We start from the raw sequence: 15,374 nt of genomic DNA, 5'->3' as shown, positions 1-15,374 counted from the left end.
CGGCTTTGCTGCGGCCGACGCGTGTCCTTCGCGCTGCCCCCTGTGGCGGTTTTACATCAGCTTGCGGCGGCGTGTCACCTCGATATTCAGATCGGTCAGTTTCTTGCGCAACGTATTGCGGTTGATGCCCAGCAGATCGGCGCAACGCAGCTGATTGCCGCCTGTCGCATCCAGGGCGACCTGCAGCAGCGGGCGCTCGATCTCGCGCAGGATGCGGTCATAAAGGCCCGGAGGCGGCAGCGCATCTCCGTGAAGGTCGAAATAACGCTGCAGATGCGCCTCGACCGAATCGGACAGGCGCGAATGGGACGACGGCAGGATGGCCAGCGTCGCAGGTTCGGCCCGGACCTCGTGTCGGCTGTCGGCCGCCGGTGTGCTGACAACCACGGGCCCCGGGACGCGGCCGCCGCTCTGCTGGGACAGCGCTTCGCGCATCTCGGTCGCGCTGATGGCGGGACCGCTGGCCGTCAGCGCCAGACGGCGCATCATGTTTTCAAGTTCGCGCACATTGCCCGGAAAGGAGTGGACGCGCAGCATGGCGGCCGCGTCCTCCGACAGCATGCGCTCGGGCAGGCCCTGCACGGCGGCACGCGCCAGCAGATGGGCCGCCAGCGGCAGGATGTCATCGACCCGGGCGCGCAAGGGCGGCACGCTGACCGTGACCCCCGCCAGGCGGTAATAAAGATCGGAGCGCAGCCGCCCCGCCGCCACGTCCCCCTGCGGATCGGAGCCTGTGGTCGCCACGACGCGCGGTGCCTGCGCGCGGTCGGGACCGGACTCCATCGTTTCGATCAGCCCGATCAGCCGCGCCTGAGCGGCAGGATCGAACCCCGCGGGGTTCTCGATCACGATCGTGCCGCCCCGCGCCTTGTCGGCGGCCCGCGAAATCGCATCCTCGCTGGCATCGGACGAGGTGAGGATGGCCAGCCCCCGGACGCGGCGGTCCGACAGGTCGTGAAAGCTGCGCGCAATGGTGGTCTTGCCCACCCCGGCTTCGCCCGCGATGATCACCGGCAGGTCGGCGTTCAGGACACGGGCGACCATGCGGAACAGCGCCTGCATGGAGGCTGCGTGACCGATCAGCGGCATGGCAGGGTCGGCCGCCTCGCGCGGGCCGGGCAGCGGGTCTGGCAGGGGATCGGACTTGCGCGGGCGCCGTGACAGGGCCTGGCCTGCCTTGCTCATCAGGTCGGGCAGATCAAAGGGCTTGGGCAGGTATTCGAAGGCCTCGGCCTCGGTCGCGCGGATGGCCGTCACGATGGTGTTCTGGGCGGAAATGACGATCACCGGCAGGTCGGGCCGGGCCTCGCGGATCGCCGGGATGCGGTCGATGCCGTTGCCGTCGGGCATCATCACGTCGGTGATGACCAAGTCGCCACGCCCTTCCTCGATCCATTTCGACAACTGCGCCAGACTGCCCGTGGCATGGACGCGGCACCCCGCGCGTGTCAGCGCCTGCGTCAGCACCGTGCGAATGGTGCGGTCGTCATCGGCGATCAGAACGGTTCCGTCCATGGTGTGGGTCCTTATGCCTTGGGCAGGGAGATGCGAAACACGGTGCGGCCGGGGCGGCTGTCCACGCGGATCAGCGCGCCGTGGTCGGTGATGATCTTGCTGACAAGCGCCAGGCCAAGCCCGGTGCCGTTCTCGCGCCCGGACACGAAGGGCTCGAAGACCTGGTCGGCAATGGTGGGGGGAAACCCGGGGCCGTTGTCCTCGATCTCGATCTGCAGGGGCAGCGCGCGGCCGGTCGGGTCCGTTGCATCGGGCGGCAGGCGCAGGGTGTGGTCATAAAAGCTGCGCAGCCGGATCATGCCACCCGCCTTGCCCGCCAGTGCCTCGGCCGCGTTCTTGACCAGGTTCAGGCAGACCTGCATCAGCTGGTCGGCATCGGCCAGCGCCGGAGGCAGCGACGGGTCGTAATCGGTGACGATTGCCACGTCGCATGCAAAACCCACCATGGCCGACCGGCGCACCTGCTCCAGCACGTCATGCACGTTCAGGCCGGCCAGCCGGGGGGCCGAGGTGTCGCCGAATCGTTCGACCTGATCCAGCAGCGCCACGATGCGGCGGGATTCGCTGACGATCATCTCGGCCATCTCGCGGTCCTCAGGGGTGGCGTTCATTGCCATCAGCTGCGCCGCGCCGCGAATGCCGGCCAGAGGGTTCTTGATCTCGTGCGCCAGCATCTCTGCCATGCCGATGGCGCTGCGGGCGGCGCTGCGCACGTTGCGGGTCTGGCGGCCATCATCCTCGGCCGGGACGATCATGATGCCGACCGCCCCGCCCGTTCCCGTCGCAGGCCCCGCATGAACCGCCGCCCGCCGCGCCTGATGGCCGCCGGCGCGGTCCCCGATCTCGAAGCTGATGGCGGTCTGGTACAGCGCCTCGTCGGCGGTCTGCACCCGCTCGATCAGCGGCTGCAGGCTGGGCAGGATGCGCAGGCGGGCGGCCATGTCCTCTTCCTCCAGCGTGCGGCCCAGAAGCGAGTTGCGCGACATGTTCAGCCAAACCTCGGCCGCGTCGTTCATCGCGGCGACCCGCCCCCGGTCATCCAGGATCAGCGCGGGCAGAGGCAGGGCCTCCCATCCCGGACCGGGCCGGGCCGCGCGAAATCCCGAAGGGCGGGCACAACTCATGCGGCGGCCTCTCCGGGTGCAGCGGCAAAGGCCTGACGAATCAGGGCCACGGTCGCGGCCGGACTTTCCGCCCGCAGCAGTTGGTCGCGCAGGGGAGCGGCATTGGCGTCCGCATACCAGCCCAGATGCTTTCGCGCGACGCGAAGGCCCAGTTCCCTGCCGTAAAACTCCAGCATGTCCTCGTAATGCGCCTCGATCAGGTCGGCCAAGGCAGCGCCCTGCGGAACCTGCGGCGGGGTGCAGTCCCACAGTTCATGGGCAATCTGCGCCAGCACCCAGGGCCGGCCCTGCGCGCCGCGGCCCACCATGACCGCCTCGGCGCCCGATGCGGCCAGCGCCGCCCGTGCGCTGTTCGCGTCCACCACATCGCCGTTGGCCACCAGAGGCGGCCGCGCGGGCAGGTTCGCGACGCTGCGGATTGCCTGCCAGTCGGCCTGCCCCTTGTAGAACTGCGCCCGCGTCCGGCCGTGCACCGTCAGCATCGCCACCCCGGCGTCGCGGGCCCGTCCCGCCAGATCGGCGGCGTTCAGGCAGGCCTCGTCCCAACCCAGGCGCATCTTCAGCGTGACAGGCAGATCGACGGCCCCCACGACCGCGTCGATCAGCGACAGGGCATGATCCAGATCGCGCATCAGCGCCGCGCCCGACAGGCCGCCGGTGACCTTCTTGGCTGGGCAACCCATGTTGATGTCGATGACGCGCGCGCCCATGTCTTGGACGATCCGGGCGGTTTCGGCCATGGGTGCCGCCTCGCGACCCGCGATCTGCACACTGACCGGCAGCGCGCCTTCGATCAGCGCCTTGGCGCGCACTGCTGCCCGGGTCGAGGGTTTTGGCGTCACCATCTCGGTCGAGGCGACCATTTCGCTGACCATCAGCCCTGCGCCGAAACGTGCCACGGCCCGCCTGAAGGGTACGTCTGTGATCCCCGCCATGGGCGCCAGAAACACCGGCGGACCAAGGGGCATGTCACCAAGCAGGATCGGTTCGGGCAATTGCATATCATGTTCCTTCACCTTGGCCCCGGCCGCCCGCAAGACAGGCAGGCAGTCATGGACCTGCCTGTTTGACAGGCGCGTCCCGGTTGCCTGCCCAAAAGGCATATTGCAATATATTTAGGCAACAATCGTGCCGGATGCACGCAGGACCTTCAACGATCACAACTCGGGAATGCGCCGCAAGGGCCGCACCAGAGGTTGAGTCGACAGGCAAATTCTCAGGGGGTCAGGCGGCCGCGCAGCCGATAGCACAGGCCATCGGCATGGTGATTTGCCGATCCTTCGCCATCGAAATAGGCCGGGACGATCATGTTGACCAGGCGCGAGCCAAATCCTTCGCGCAGTGGGGGCTGGACGGGCGCGCCGCCCGTTTCCTGCCAGTCCAGCGCAAAGTTGTCCCCCGACACGGACCAGCTGAGATGAACCGCCCCCTGCGGCGAGGCAAGCGCGCCGTATTTCGCGGCGTTCGTCGCCAGTTCGTACAAGGCCAGCGACAGGCCAACCGCCTGCTGCGAACTGAGCGGAACCGAAGGGCCGGACATGCGGATCCGCTCGCTCCCGTCCAGATGGGCCCCGATGGCGCGCGCCGTGACCTCGGTGATGTCGGCGCTGTCGCCCAGACCCGTGAAAAGGCCCTGCGCCCGCGCCAGCGCCATGATCCGGGCGCCCACGCTGTCGCGCGCTTCCTGGATCGTGGTCGAGTTGCGCAGGCTGGAAGACACGACCGTCGATGTGACCGACAGGATGTTCTTGATACGGTGCAGCAGTTCTTCCTGCATGATCTGCTGGTTGCGGCGCGCCTTGACCGTGTCCGTGACATCGACCGTGATGTTGATCAGCCCGCGCACTGTCCCATTGTCGTCGTAAAGCGGGCTGTAGCTGAAGGTCCAGAAGGTCTCTTCCTCGAAGCCGTTGCGGGTCATGACCAGCCGCATTTCTTCGGAAAAAGTGCCGTGCCCGGTCAGCGTCTGATCCACCAGCGGCTTTACATCGTCCCAAACATCCGCCCAGATCCGGCGAAAAGGCTGTCCCAAGGCACGCGCCTCCTTGCGTCCTAGGACGGGCGCATAAGCGTCGTTGTAAAGCATGACCAGATCGTCGTTCCAGAACATGCAGGACGCGTGTCGCTGGCCCAGCATGATCCGGACGGCCGTCATCAGGGACAGTGACCAGTTGTCGATCGGCCCCAGGGAGGTCGTGCTCCAATCGAAGCGGGCGATGGCCCGGGCCATGGGTCCATCGTCCCACGAAAACCGTGCCGGGTCGTCAGTCACATCAGAGCGAGGGCCCGGGCGAGCAGTGATCATGGTCCACGTGTTTGGCTGGCATTGAGCGCTGATCATTTAGACCTTTCAGGAAAATTTCAATGTAAAAAAGCCGACACTCCGAGCGGGCCGAAAAATGTGAACCTTTATCAATTCTGTCGGCCGCCGACCTTTCCTGCCGATCATGCTCTGAACGGCAGCCTTCTGCCCGAAAGAAGGTGTCGGACCGGCTGGTCCTTGCCCGGAGGCGTGGTGATTGGTAACGCTTTGGAAGACAGTGATATCGACCGCACAAGAAGGCCAAAGCCCCATGTTTCCGCGTCCGTCCCCGCGCCTTGCGCTGCTTGCGCTTCTGACCCTGCCCCTTGCCGCCTGCGACAGCGAGGCCGTGACCGACCTGCGCCGCAACATCGGCATCGACCGTGCCGAGGCTGAACCCGAGGTGCCCGCAGGACCGCGGCCCCCTGCCGTGTCACCCCTGGAACAGCCGATCGAGACGGGCGCCGCCGCTGCGCGCCCGATCCCCACGGTCGAGCCGCTGACCTACAACAGCACCGCCTTTGTCGCGGGCGGCAACGAGCCGGCCTGGAGTGTCGAGATCAGCGGCAACACCGCCACCTATCGCACGGCCGAGGATCAGACAGGCCGCCAGATTCAGGTCAACCGGCTGTTGTTCGACAAGGGTGTGGAATATATCGGCGTCCTGGAAGGAAGACCCTTCGTGGTCAACATGCGCGCCGAACGATGCCGTGACAGCGGTATCCGCAAGCGCCAGCCCCTGACTGCGCGCCTTACCGTCACCGGGCAGACCATTGCCGGCTGCGCCTCCCCTGCCCAAGCAACGCCCCAGCCTGCCCCGGCCACGGCTGCCGCGGAGGCGCCTGCGCCGGCAGGCTGACACCCCTTTCGGCACGGTCACGACTTCGTGTGTCGATCCGTGCCGCAAAGACTGCCAATTCCGTTTCACGCCCCTCCGGGACAATCCCGCCCCCGGCTGACCGCCTGCCGAAAGGAAGCCCGCCGATGCGCCGCCCGCGCCTGATCCGCCACCTGATGGCCACCACCCTGCCCGCGGCTCTTGTGCTGGGCTCGGTTTCCGGGACTGCCGTCGCAGACCCGCTTCTGGGTCGGAACATGTCGACCTATGGCCTGCCGGGCGGGATCGACACACCGACAGCCGAAACATTGGCGGACGGCACCTTGGGCGCGACCCTCTCGTGGTCGGATTACGCGCGCCGGGGCAACATCTTCTTCCAAGCGTTGCCGGGGCTGACGGGTGTGCTGCGCTATGCCCGCGTCGACGGCATCAACGATTACCGGGACGAAGGTTTCATTTCCGACCGCTCACTGGACCTGCGCTATCAGGTCCTGGGCGAGGAAGGCTGGCGCCCTGCCGTCGCGGTGGGCTTGCAGGACTTCCTCGGCACAGGCGTGTATTCGGGCGAATATGTCGTGGCGACCAAATCAGTGACCCCTTCGGTGCGCGTTTCTGCCGGTCTGGGCTGGGGCGTTCTGGCTGGCAAGCCTCGGGTGATCGATGTCGAGGATCAGGGCGGCACGCCGAACGTGGACCAGTGGTTCCGGGGCGGTGCCAAACCCTTCGCTTCGGTCAGCTGGCAGGTGAACGACAAGCTGAACCTGATCGCCGAATATTCCCATGACCGGTATTATGCCCGCTATAGCGACGGCAACGAATACCAGCAGGGGGACGAGCCGGGCAGCAAGGTCAACCTAGCCGCCAACTATCGCTTGGGCCGCAACTATGAGGCCGGGATCTATACGATCGGCGGCGAGACGATCGGCGCGCAGGTGACCATCGCGCTGAACCCGCGCGACGCCACCTATCCTTCGGGACTGGAAAAGGCTCCGGCACCGGTGCGTCCCCGCCCGTCGCCTGCCGCTGATCCGGAAGGCTGGTCCGGCGTCTGGTCGCAGGACCCCACCGCCCAGCCCGCCATCCAGAAGGCCTTGGCCGATGCCATGGCCAAGGAAGGCCAGCGGCTGGAGTCGATGGCACTGTCTGCCAAGCGCGCCGAGGTGCGGCTGCGCAACCAGCGCTATATCAACCAGGCCGAGGCGATCGGGCGCACGGCACGCCTGATGACCCGCGCCCTGCCCCCTTCGGTCGAAACCTTCGTGATCACGTCGACGACGGACGGGATGCCAACCTCGTCGGTGACACTGCGCCGTTCCGACATCGAGCGGCTGGAAAACACCGAGGCCGGGCGGATCGCCGCAGCCTCGGCCTTGACCGATGCCCCTGCCGCTGCACCGGGCCTGGTTCGGACCGACGGCATCTATCCACGCTTCCGCTGGTCGGTGAAGCCCTATCTGGACCTGGGCATCTTCAGCGCCGAGGACGGGCTGACCCACGAAGTCGGTGCCGAGGCTCGTGCCAGTTACGAGATCATGCCCGGCCTGGTGGCCACCGGCGCCCTGCGCCAGCGCGCTTTTGGCGATATCGGCCAGCGCGGCCCCGGGATCCCCGGCGAACGCGGCGAATACTACACGCCCGAGGAATACGAGGCCGACCCGGCCCTGGAAACCACGCCGGAGGGCGTGCCGCGGGTGCGTTCGGACACGCGCATGTACACGGGCAATTCCAGCCCGGTGATCCCCGAGCTGACCCTTGCGTGGTATGCCAAGCCTACCCCCACGGTTTATACCCGCGTGACGACCGGCCTGCTGGAGCGCGCCTATGGCGGGGTCTCGACCGAGGTCCTGTGGAAACCTGCAAATTCGCAACTGGCCTTCGGGGCCGAGGTGAACCACGTTCGCAAGCGCGATTTCGACCAGCTGTTCGACTTCCGCGACTACGAAGTCACGATGGGCCATGTATCGGCTTATTACGAGTTCACCGAAGGCTTCACGGCACAGCTGAATGTCGGCAAGTACCTGGCAGGCGACGTCGGCGCGACGGTGGCCCTGGCCCGCGAATTCGCCAATGGCTGGCGTGTCGGCGCTTATGCGACCAAGACGGATCTGTCGGCCGAGGAATTCGGCGAAGGCAGCTTCGACAAGGGCATCACCTTGTCGATCCCCTTGGGTTGGGCCACGGGCCAGGCTTCGCGTGAGCGGGTGTCGACAAACCTCCGGTCGCTTTCGCGCGACGGCGGTGCGCAGCTGAACGTGAACGGCAGGCTGTATGACCGCGTACGCGACAGTCAGACAGTTGATCTGTATGAAGGTTGGGGGAAGTTCTGGCGATGACATGCAGCGTGAAGGCGATGCTGGCCGTAGCGGCCATGACCGGGCTGACGGCCTGCAGCAACAATTCAAGTGACGAAGGCGGCTCAGGTCCGCTGGGTGTCCTGGCACAGACCGCGGGCGGGATCGTGGCGGCCCGTCGGGCGCCGGAGGCACCTGCCCCCGCCCGCAGCCCGCAAGAGACCGCGGCCGAGGCACTGCGCGTCAATTCCGGCCCGCTGATCCAGGTCGGCTTCGAAAGCCTGGGTCGCAGCCCGATCATGGCGATGACTGGCCAGAACGGCGCCATGCGGACCTACATGACCCCCGCGGAAGAGGCGGTCATCCTGCGGGACGGAATGCTGGTGGGTACGCGGGGTCTGGGTTCGGACCTGTCCGTGGCCGAGCCGGGCACCGAGGCGCTGATCCGTGCGGGACGCTCGGGTCAGGGAACTAGGATCATGCGCTATCTGGGCGGCGATGCGTTGGAGCGGCCGCTTCAGTTCGCCTGCCGCACGTCACCCGGCCCCAATCCCGGCGTCATCATTGAAAGCTGTGACGGGCATGGCGTGACCTTCCAGAACAATTATCTGGTTCAGAACGGCCAGATCCCGGTGTCACGCCAATGGGTCGGACCCGGCCTGGGCTATGTCACGATCCAGACGCTGCGACCGTGATCGCGCCCCTCATCGCATGAAAAAACCAGCCTTTTGAGCCGGTTTTTTCATGTCGTCAAAGAAACGGAACAAACAACCACAAGCAGAAATACGAAAAGGGCCGACCCGAGGTCAGCCCTTTGAGAAACGGACCGTGAAAGCGATCCGCTTCGATATCAGCTGTCGTCGTCGTCCGAAGCGACGGCGGCGATGACGCCCAGCAGCAGCAGCGCCGGAACAACCAGGCCAGCGTTGGTCGAGGCAGGACGTTCTTCAACGACAACCGGCTCAACTTCGACGACGGGGGCGACATAGCCACCGGCCAGAGCCGAAGTGGCGGTCAGGCCGAGAGCGGCAGCGAAAGTAGCGAATTTGGTCATGATCATGCTCCGTTTCGATTGAAAGCTGCCGTTTCCGACAACATCGCTGCGACAGTTACACAAACCCATTCGGTTGAAAAGCTGCATTGGAGCAAATCCTCGGTGGGGTTGGGCGCACTGTTGCATATTGGCCAACACACTTCGAAGCGCTTCGTTCCACGTCTTGCGAACCCCCGGAAAATCTGTGGCAATTTGGCACTAAGCCCTTCGAAACCCTTGGGACAGGATGAAAAAAGCGGCGGCGGCGGTCACGATCGAGGGACCTGCGGGCGTATCCAGATGCAGGCTGGCCCACAGCCCCGCCAGCACGGACCCGCCCGCGATCAGGGCGGCAACGGCGGCCATCCGCTCGGGTGTGCGGGCCCAACCGCGTGCGGCGGCGGCAGGCACGATCAGCATTGCCGAAATCAGCAACGAACCCACCACTCGAATCGAGAGCGCCACGACAATGGCCAGCGCCAGTGACAGGACCAGCCGCTCGACCCGCGGGTCAATGCCCGCCGCCATGGCCAGTTCCTCGTTCAGGCTGGAGGTCACCAGACGCTGCCAGCGCAGGATCAGCAGGCCCAGCACCAGCGCGGCACCGCCCCAGATCAGCATCAGGTCGGACTTTCCAACCGCCAGGATATCGCCAAACAGATAGCTGCTCAGGTCCGACCGTGCCGATGGGACAAAGCTGATCGCCACCAGTCCGAAGGCCAGCGCGGAATGGGACAGCACGCCCAGCATCGTGTCCATCGACTGCCCCCGCGCCACCAGCGCCGACACCAGACAGGCCATCATCATGGCCACCGCCAGCGTGCCGGCATAGATCGAGATGTCGAAGGCCAGGGCCAGCGCGACGCCCAGAATTGCCGCATGGGCGGTGGAGTCCCCGAAATAGGCCATGCGCCTCCAGACGACGAAGCTGCCCAAAGGCCCTGCTACCAGCGCAAGACCCAGTCCGGCCAGGACGGCGCGCGCGAAGAAATCATCAAGCATTGCGTTGTTCCGTCAAATGCCGCGCCTCAGCGCAAGAGCGCCTGATTGTCATGGGAATGATCATGGCCGCATCCCGGCCCATGGTCATGGACCGCGGCATGATCGTGATCGTGGTCATGGCGGTGGCGATAGAGCGCCAGCGTGCCTTCGGCCTCTGCGCCGAACAGCGCCAGGTATTCGGGGGCGTTGCTGACGTGCTGGGGTGTGCCCTCGCAGCAGACATGCCCGTTCAGGCAGATCACCCGGTCCGACGACCGCATGACCACCAGCAGGTCATGGCTGACCAGCAGGATGGCGGCACCCGTCTGGTTCCGCACCTCCTCGATCAGCTTGTAGAAGGCGACGATTCCCGGCTGGTCCAACCCTTGCGTCGGCTCGTCCAGCACCAGCAGATGCGGGTCGCGCAACAAGGCCCGCGCCAGCAGGACGCGCTGGAACTGACCGCCAGACAGCTGGGTCAGCTGCCGTGCCTCGAGCCCCGGCACGCCCGTCCGCTCCAGCACGGCGCGGGCTTCGGCATCCGTTACACGGGTCGGCAGCGACAGAAAGCGGCGCACCGTCATCGGAATGGCGGTGTCCAGTTGGACCCGCTGGGGAACATAGCCGATGCGCAGCCCGCTCTTGCGGCTGACGGATCCTGCGGCCAGCGCCATCTGCCCCAGCAACGCCCGGATCAGGGACGACTTGCCTGACCCGTTCGGTCCGACCACCGTCACGATTTCCCGGGGCCTGATCCGGAAGTCCACCTGTGCCAGCACCGGCTCGGTTGTGCCGGGACGATGGATGGTCAGCGACTGGGCCTGGATCAGGGCGGTCATTCGGCACCTTCGGCAGCGCAGGTGGCGCAAAGGCCGAGGGCTTCGATCGTCACACGCTCCACCCGGAAACCTCCCTGAAGGGCCACGGCGGACAGGGCCTCTCGGACGGGACCAGCGGCGGCCTCTGCAACCTTGTCGCAGTTGCGGCAGATCAGGAAGGCGGGATGATGGTCATGGCCGGGATGCAGGCAGGCCGCAAAGGCATTCAGCCGCTGCAGGCGGTGGGCAAGGCCATGGCTGACCAGGAACTCCAGTGCCCGATAGGCCACCGGAGGCTGGCGGCCGAAACCCTCCGCCGCCAACCGGTCCAGCACCTCGTAGGCGCCCATGGCACGATGGCTTTCCAGCAGGATTTCCAGCGTGCGGCGGCGAACAGGGGTCAGGCGCGCCCCTTGGCTGGCCAGACGCTCGGCGGCCTCGTCCAGCACGCGGTGCGCGCATTGGAGGTGATCATGCGGCGCAAAGGCCGCGGCAATTGCATCATCGGTCGGGTTCACGATGGCCTTTCGGGCACTGGCGTTACAATATCACAATCGGGTTGACTTGTTATCCTGTAACACAGAGAACCCCCGCATCGCAACAAACCCCCAAGGAGATCACGATGCGTTGCACTGCATCCGTTGCCGCCCTTCTGACGCTGGCTGCCGCCCCTGCCCTTGCCGTACCCGCCGTTGTCGCGGACCTGGTGCCGACGGGCGCGCTGGTACAGGACGTGATGGGAGATCTGGGCGAGGTTCGGGTGCTGCTGCCACGCGGTGCCAGCGCCCATCACTATCAGATGCGGCCTTCCGACGCGCAGGCCCTGCAGGCGGCGGACCTCGTGGTGTGGGTCGGACCCGAACTGACGCCCTGGCTGGACCGCGCCGCCGGAAACCTGGGTGAGGCGGCGCAACTCCGCTTGCTGCAGGCCGAGGGCACTCATCTGCGCGGTTACGGTACCGGTGAAGCGGGTCACGACGATCATCATGGACATGAGGACCATCATGATCACGGCCATGCCGGCGACCACGCCCATGATCACGCCGCCAGCCACGACCATGACCATGACCATGACCATGACCATGAGGGTCACGACCACGCCGAAGAGGGCCATACCCACAGCGGCACCGATCCCCATGCCTGGCTAGACCCGGACAATGCAATTCTTTGGCTGGACGCCATTGCTGCCGCGCTGTCGGAACAGGATCCTGACAACGCGGAAACCTATCGCACCAATGCCGCGGCCACGGCCGAGCGCATTGCGGCGCTTGACGAAACGCTGACCCAGCGTCTGGCACCGCATGCGGACCAGCGGTTTGCCGTTTTTCATGACGCTTACGGCTACTTTACCGAACATTTCGGGCTGCAGCCGGCGGTGCCTGTGGCCATCGGGGACGCTTCAACACCTTCGGCAGCGCGAATCGAAGCGGTGAGGCGGGACATTACCGCCTCGGGCGCCCTCTGCGCCTTTCCCGAAGTCGCCCATGATCCGGCATTGCTGGACACCGTGGCCGAAGGCAGCAGCCTTCGCTTCGGTGCCTCCCTCAGCCCGGAAGGTGGGGAGATCGAGGCAGGCGCGGGACAATACGATACTGTCCTGACCAGCATGGCCGACGCACTGATCGGCTGCTTCGAAAAGTAATTGTTCAAGCCGGCAGCACAAAAGGTTGCCGGCAACCACCTGTGTCATCAAGAACAATCAATTCCGACTCTTTTACTTTGACAAGCCTGAATGAATTTGTCAGCTTTAAGGCATCACCTGTGCCATCCCAATGAGGCTGACCATGACCGCTACGCGCCCTTCCGACTTCACCCGTCCCGGAACCTCTCTTCTGGCCCGGCTGCCGCAGCATGACGCAACCCAGTTGACCGCCGGCGGAAACCAGGCGCTGATCGTGTTGGATGAACAGGTCTATCAGCTGCGCATCACCCGTGCAGGCAAGCTGATCCTGACCAAATGATCCCCTTGCATGAGAAAGGCCGGACAATCGTCCGGCCCTTTCCATGCAGTCTTCACGTCGCGTTCAGCCGCGCGGCTTGCCTCCGGGCCGCCCGCCGGGCTTGAAGCCGCCCGTAGGACGATCCGTCCGCGGCCCGCCCGGAGCCTTGCCGCCGGGACCCGAGCGAGGCTTTCCCTGGAACTTGCCTCCTTCGCCACGCGGGCCGCCAAAAGGCTTGCGCCCTTCCGAACCTTCCGGACGCGGTTTGTCGTAAGGCTTGCGTCCGCCCGGTGCATCACCACGCGGTTTGCCGAACGGTTTGCGCGCACCGTCGGGAGCATCGCCGCGCGGCTTGCCGAACCCGCCGCGCGCCCCATCCGGTGCATCACCGCGTGGTTTGCCATAAGGCTTGCGCGCACCTTCAGGCGCGTCGCCTCGCGGTTTGCCAAAGGCTCCTCGCGCGCCATCCGGAGCAGCGCTGCGCCGTGCACCCTCAGGTGCATCGCCGCGCGGTTTTCCGTACGGCTTGCGTGCCCCGTCGGGTGCATCGGCGCGTGGCTTGCCGAACCCGCCGCGCGCCCCATCCGGTGCGTCACCGCGCGGCTTGCCATAAGGCTTGCGCGCACCATCGCCCCCCTCGCCCCGAGACTGTCCATAAGGTTTGCGGGCCTCTCCGGGCTTGCCGGAAAAACGCGCCGGACGGGCGTCGTCCGTTGACGCGGGCCTGCGCCCCTCGGCACCGCCCGTGGATTTCCAGCGCGGCTTGTCACCGACAGGCCGCGGCTTGTCTCCGGACGGACGCGGCCGGTCGCCAAAGCTGCCGCGCGGCTCTCCGGGCTTGCCGGAAAAGCGGGGCCTGGCGCCCTCATCTTCGCTGCTGCGTGCGCCCCAGCTGCGGGCGGGACGATCAGGGCGCTCGTCATCCCGCGCGCGCGCGGGACGGTCGCCAAAGCCTCGCGCACCGGGCTTGGCGGCAAAGCGGCCTGCAGCGGCCTCGGGCCTGCCTTCGCGGCTGCGGGGACCTTCTGCGCCACGCGGCCGCATCTCGCGCGGCTTGTCCTCGGCTTCGCCCGTCAGCAACCCGCCCAACTGGTCGCGCAGAACCTTGCGCTTGACCTCGACCACTTCGTTCTTGTCCATGCCCGTCAGCTTGAACGGACCATAGCCGATGCGGATCAGCCGGTTCACCTGCAGGCCGATATGGGCCATGGCGCGACGGATTTCGCGGTTCTTGCCTTCGCGGATGCCGACACTGATCCAGGCGTTCGCACCCTGCTGGCTGTCCAGCTTGATCTCCATCGGCGCGAAATCCTCGCCCTCGATGGTCACGCCCCGGCGCAGCGGGTCGAAGGTCATGTCGCTCGGGGTACCGTTCACCCGCACCCGATAGCGGCGCAGCCAACCGGTCGAGGGCAGCTCCAGCCGGCGCTTCAGATCGCCGTCGTTTGTCAGCAGCAGCAAGCCTTCCGAGTTGAGGTCGAGACGCCCGATGGTCATCACGCGCGGCAGTTCGCGCGGCAGGGCGTCGAACACCGTCTGGCGGCCCTTTTCGTCCGATTCGGATGTGACCAGCCCAAGCGGCTTGTAATACAGCCACAGCCGCGTTTCCTGCGGTTCGTCCAGCTTCTTGCCGTCGACGGTGATTCGATCGGTGGGCAGGACGTCCAGCGCGGGGCTGTCGATCTTCTTGCCGTTCACGCTGACGCGGCCTTCCATGATCATCCGCTCGGCTTCGCGGCGCGAGGCGACACCGGCGCGAGCCATCACCTTGGCGATGCGGTCGGCTTCGGTGCGGGGGGCGGCCTGGGGCGCCTTGCGGTCGTGGGGTTCATCGGTCATGCGCGTCTCCTTCGCATCGCTGCGGGGCAAAGAAGGCGTTCTACGCCTTTGGCCTGCTTGTGCAAAGTGTTTCTTTGTCCGGCTTGCGCGCCCCTTCTCCGCTTGTCACAACAAGGACATGAGACCCTTCACGTCCCACATGGCGCAGGCCTTGGCCGAGGCGCAGGCCGCAGCGGGCCGCGGCGAGGTGCCCGTGGGTGCGGTGGTCACCGATCCCACAGGTCGAATCGTGGCCGCCGCCGGCAACCGCACCCGGGAGCTGAGCGACCCGACCGCCCATGCCGAGATCCTGGCCATCCGCATCGCCTGCGCCGCGCTTGGGTCGGAACGGCTGCCCGGCCACGACCTGTGGGTCACGCTGGAACCTTGCCCGATGTGCGCCGCCGCCATCTCGGCGGCCCGCATCGGGCGGCTTTATTACGGGGCCGCGGATGTGCGGATGGGGGGCGTGGCACATGGTGCGCGGGTGTTCGATCATCCGCAATGCCATCATCGTCCGCAAGTCTATGACGGCTTGGCCGCTGCCGAGGCACAACGCCTTTTGCGCGACTTCTTTGCGTCACGACGTTGACCGACAGCGCTTGAACCCGGCGGCGCGTCGGAATATACCACCCCTGACGCGGGTGTAGCTCAATGGTAGAGCAGCAGCCTTCCAAGCTGAATACGTGGGTTCGATTCCCATCACCCGCTCCA

15 protein-coding genes and 1 tRNA gene are annotated in these 15,374 nt (G+C 66.2%); 7 read left to right on the top strand and 9 right to left on the bottom strand.

The features are described from left to right. Positions 1-51: 51 nt before the first annotated feature. The 4 genes from ACLHHB_RS08430 to ACLHHB_RS08415 form a co-directional block, all read right to left on the bottom strand. Positions 52-1,515: a response regulator gene (locus ACLHHB_RS08430; RefSeq protein WP_410217828.1), complete on the bottom strand. Its 1,464-nt coding sequence runs from the start codon at positions 1,513-1,515 to the stop codon at positions 52-54. Positions 1,516-1,526: 11 nt separating this feature from the next. Then, positions 1,527-2,639 (bottom strand): two-component system sensor histidine kinase NtrB, encoded by a 1,113-nt coding sequence (locus tag ACLHHB_RS08425; RefSeq protein WP_410217827.1) that lies wholly within the window; start codon positions 2,637-2,639, stop codon positions 1,527-1,529. Further along, positions 2,636-3,640: a tRNA dihydrouridine synthase DusB gene (gene dusB, locus ACLHHB_RS08420; RefSeq protein WP_410217826.1), complete on the bottom strand. Its 1,005-nt coding sequence runs from the start codon at positions 3,638-3,640 to the stop codon at positions 2,636-2,638. The genes ACLHHB_RS08425 and dusB overlap by 4 nt, the downstream gene beginning before the upstream one ends. A gap of 215 nt (positions 3,641-3,855) precedes the next feature. Further along, positions 3,856-4,869 (bottom strand): sensor histidine kinase, encoded by a 1,014-nt coding sequence (locus ACLHHB_RS08415; RefSeq protein ID WP_410217825.1) that lies wholly within the window; start codon positions 4,867-4,869, stop codon positions 3,856-3,858. Between the two features lie 343 nt (positions 4,870-5,212). Between ACLHHB_RS08415 and ACLHHB_RS08410 the strand changes: the two genes are divergently transcribed. The 3 genes from ACLHHB_RS08410 (at position 5,213) to ACLHHB_RS08400 (ending at position 8,765) form a co-directional block, all read left to right on the top strand. Then, entirely contained in the window at positions 5,213-5,800 is a 588-nt protein-coding gene (locus tag ACLHHB_RS08410) for a hypothetical protein (RefSeq protein ID WP_410217824.1), read from the top strand. A 125-nt stretch (positions 5,801-5,925) separates the two neighbouring features. Then, entirely contained in the window at positions 5,926-8,112 is a 2,187-nt protein-coding gene (locus ACLHHB_RS08405; RefSeq protein ID WP_410217823.1) for a YjbH domain-containing protein, read from the top strand. Then, complete coding sequence (locus ACLHHB_RS08400) at positions 8,109-8,765, top strand: YjbF family lipoprotein (protein WP_410217822.1); 657 nt, start codon at positions 8,109-8,111, stop codon at positions 8,763-8,765. The genes ACLHHB_RS08405 and ACLHHB_RS08400 overlap by 4 nt, the downstream gene beginning before the upstream one ends. Before the next feature lie 155 nt (positions 8,766-8,920). On the opposite strand, the gene ACLHHB_RS08395 is transcribed toward ACLHHB_RS08400, so the two are convergent. From ACLHHB_RS08395 to ACLHHB_RS08380, 4 genes are all read right to left on the bottom strand, one after another. Then, entirely contained in the window at positions 8,921-9,124 is a 204-nt protein-coding gene (locus ACLHHB_RS08395; protein ID WP_410217821.1) for a hypothetical protein, read from the bottom strand. Positions 9,125-9,322: 198 nt separating this feature from the next. Then, complete coding sequence (locus ACLHHB_RS08390) at positions 9,323-10,105, bottom strand: metal ABC transporter permease (protein WP_410217820.1); 783 nt, start codon at positions 10,103-10,105, stop codon at positions 9,323-9,325. Between the two features lie 26 nt (positions 10,106-10,131). After that, the gene (locus tag ACLHHB_RS08385; protein WP_410217819.1) at positions 10,132-10,923 is read right to left on the bottom strand and encodes a metal ABC transporter ATP-binding protein; all 792 of its coding nucleotides are present in this window, start codon (positions 10,921-10,923) and stop codon (positions 10,132-10,134) included. Further along, entirely contained in the window at positions 10,920-11,420 is a 501-nt protein-coding gene (locus ACLHHB_RS08380) for a Fur family transcriptional regulator (protein ID WP_410217818.1), read from the bottom strand. The genes ACLHHB_RS08385 and ACLHHB_RS08380 overlap by 4 nt, the downstream gene beginning before the upstream one ends. 104 nt (positions 11,421-11,524) lie before the next feature. Between ACLHHB_RS08380 and ACLHHB_RS08375 the strand changes: the two genes are divergently transcribed. Together ACLHHB_RS08375 and hemP are read left to right on the top strand one after the other, a co-directional pair. Then, positions 11,525-12,544 carry a zinc ABC transporter substrate-binding protein gene (locus ACLHHB_RS08375; protein WP_410217817.1) on the top strand — a complete coding sequence of 340 codons (1,020 nt, stop codon included), beginning with the start codon at positions 11,525-11,527 and terminating at the stop codon, positions 12,542-12,544. Positions 12,545-12,686: 142 nt separating this feature from the next. After that, positions 12,687-12,863 (top strand): hemin uptake protein HemP, encoded by a 177-nt coding sequence (gene hemP, locus ACLHHB_RS08370; protein ID WP_410217816.1) that lies wholly within the window; start codon positions 12,687-12,689, stop codon positions 12,861-12,863. A 63-nt stretch (positions 12,864-12,926) separates the two neighbouring features. On the opposite strand, the gene ACLHHB_RS08365 is transcribed toward hemP, so the two are convergent. Continuing rightward, positions 12,927-14,681, bottom strand: coding sequence for a pseudouridine synthase (locus ACLHHB_RS08365; protein WP_410217815.1), 1,755 nt, complete (start codon positions 14,679-14,681; stop codon positions 12,927-12,929). A 118-nt stretch (positions 14,682-14,799) separates the two neighbouring features. Here ACLHHB_RS08365 and ACLHHB_RS08360 point away from each other — a divergent pair, with 118 nt between their 5' ends. Together ACLHHB_RS08360 and ACLHHB_RS08355 are read left to right on the top strand one after the other, a co-directional pair. Next, positions 14,800-15,252 (top strand): nucleoside deaminase, encoded by a 453-nt coding sequence (locus ACLHHB_RS08360; RefSeq protein WP_410217814.1) that lies wholly within the window; start codon positions 14,800-14,802, stop codon positions 15,250-15,252. 48 nt (positions 15,253-15,300) lie between these two features. After that, positions 15,301-15,374 (top strand) — tRNA-Gly (locus ACLHHB_RS08355).

Source organism: Paracoccus sp. (in: a-proteobacteria), assembly GCF_046462195.1.
Lineage (GTDB): Bacteria > Pseudomonadota > Alphaproteobacteria > Rhodobacterales > Rhodobacteraceae > Paracoccus.
The sequence above is the reverse complement of the archived record's forward strand: the minus strand, read 5'-3'. Positions and strand labels throughout refer to the sequence as shown.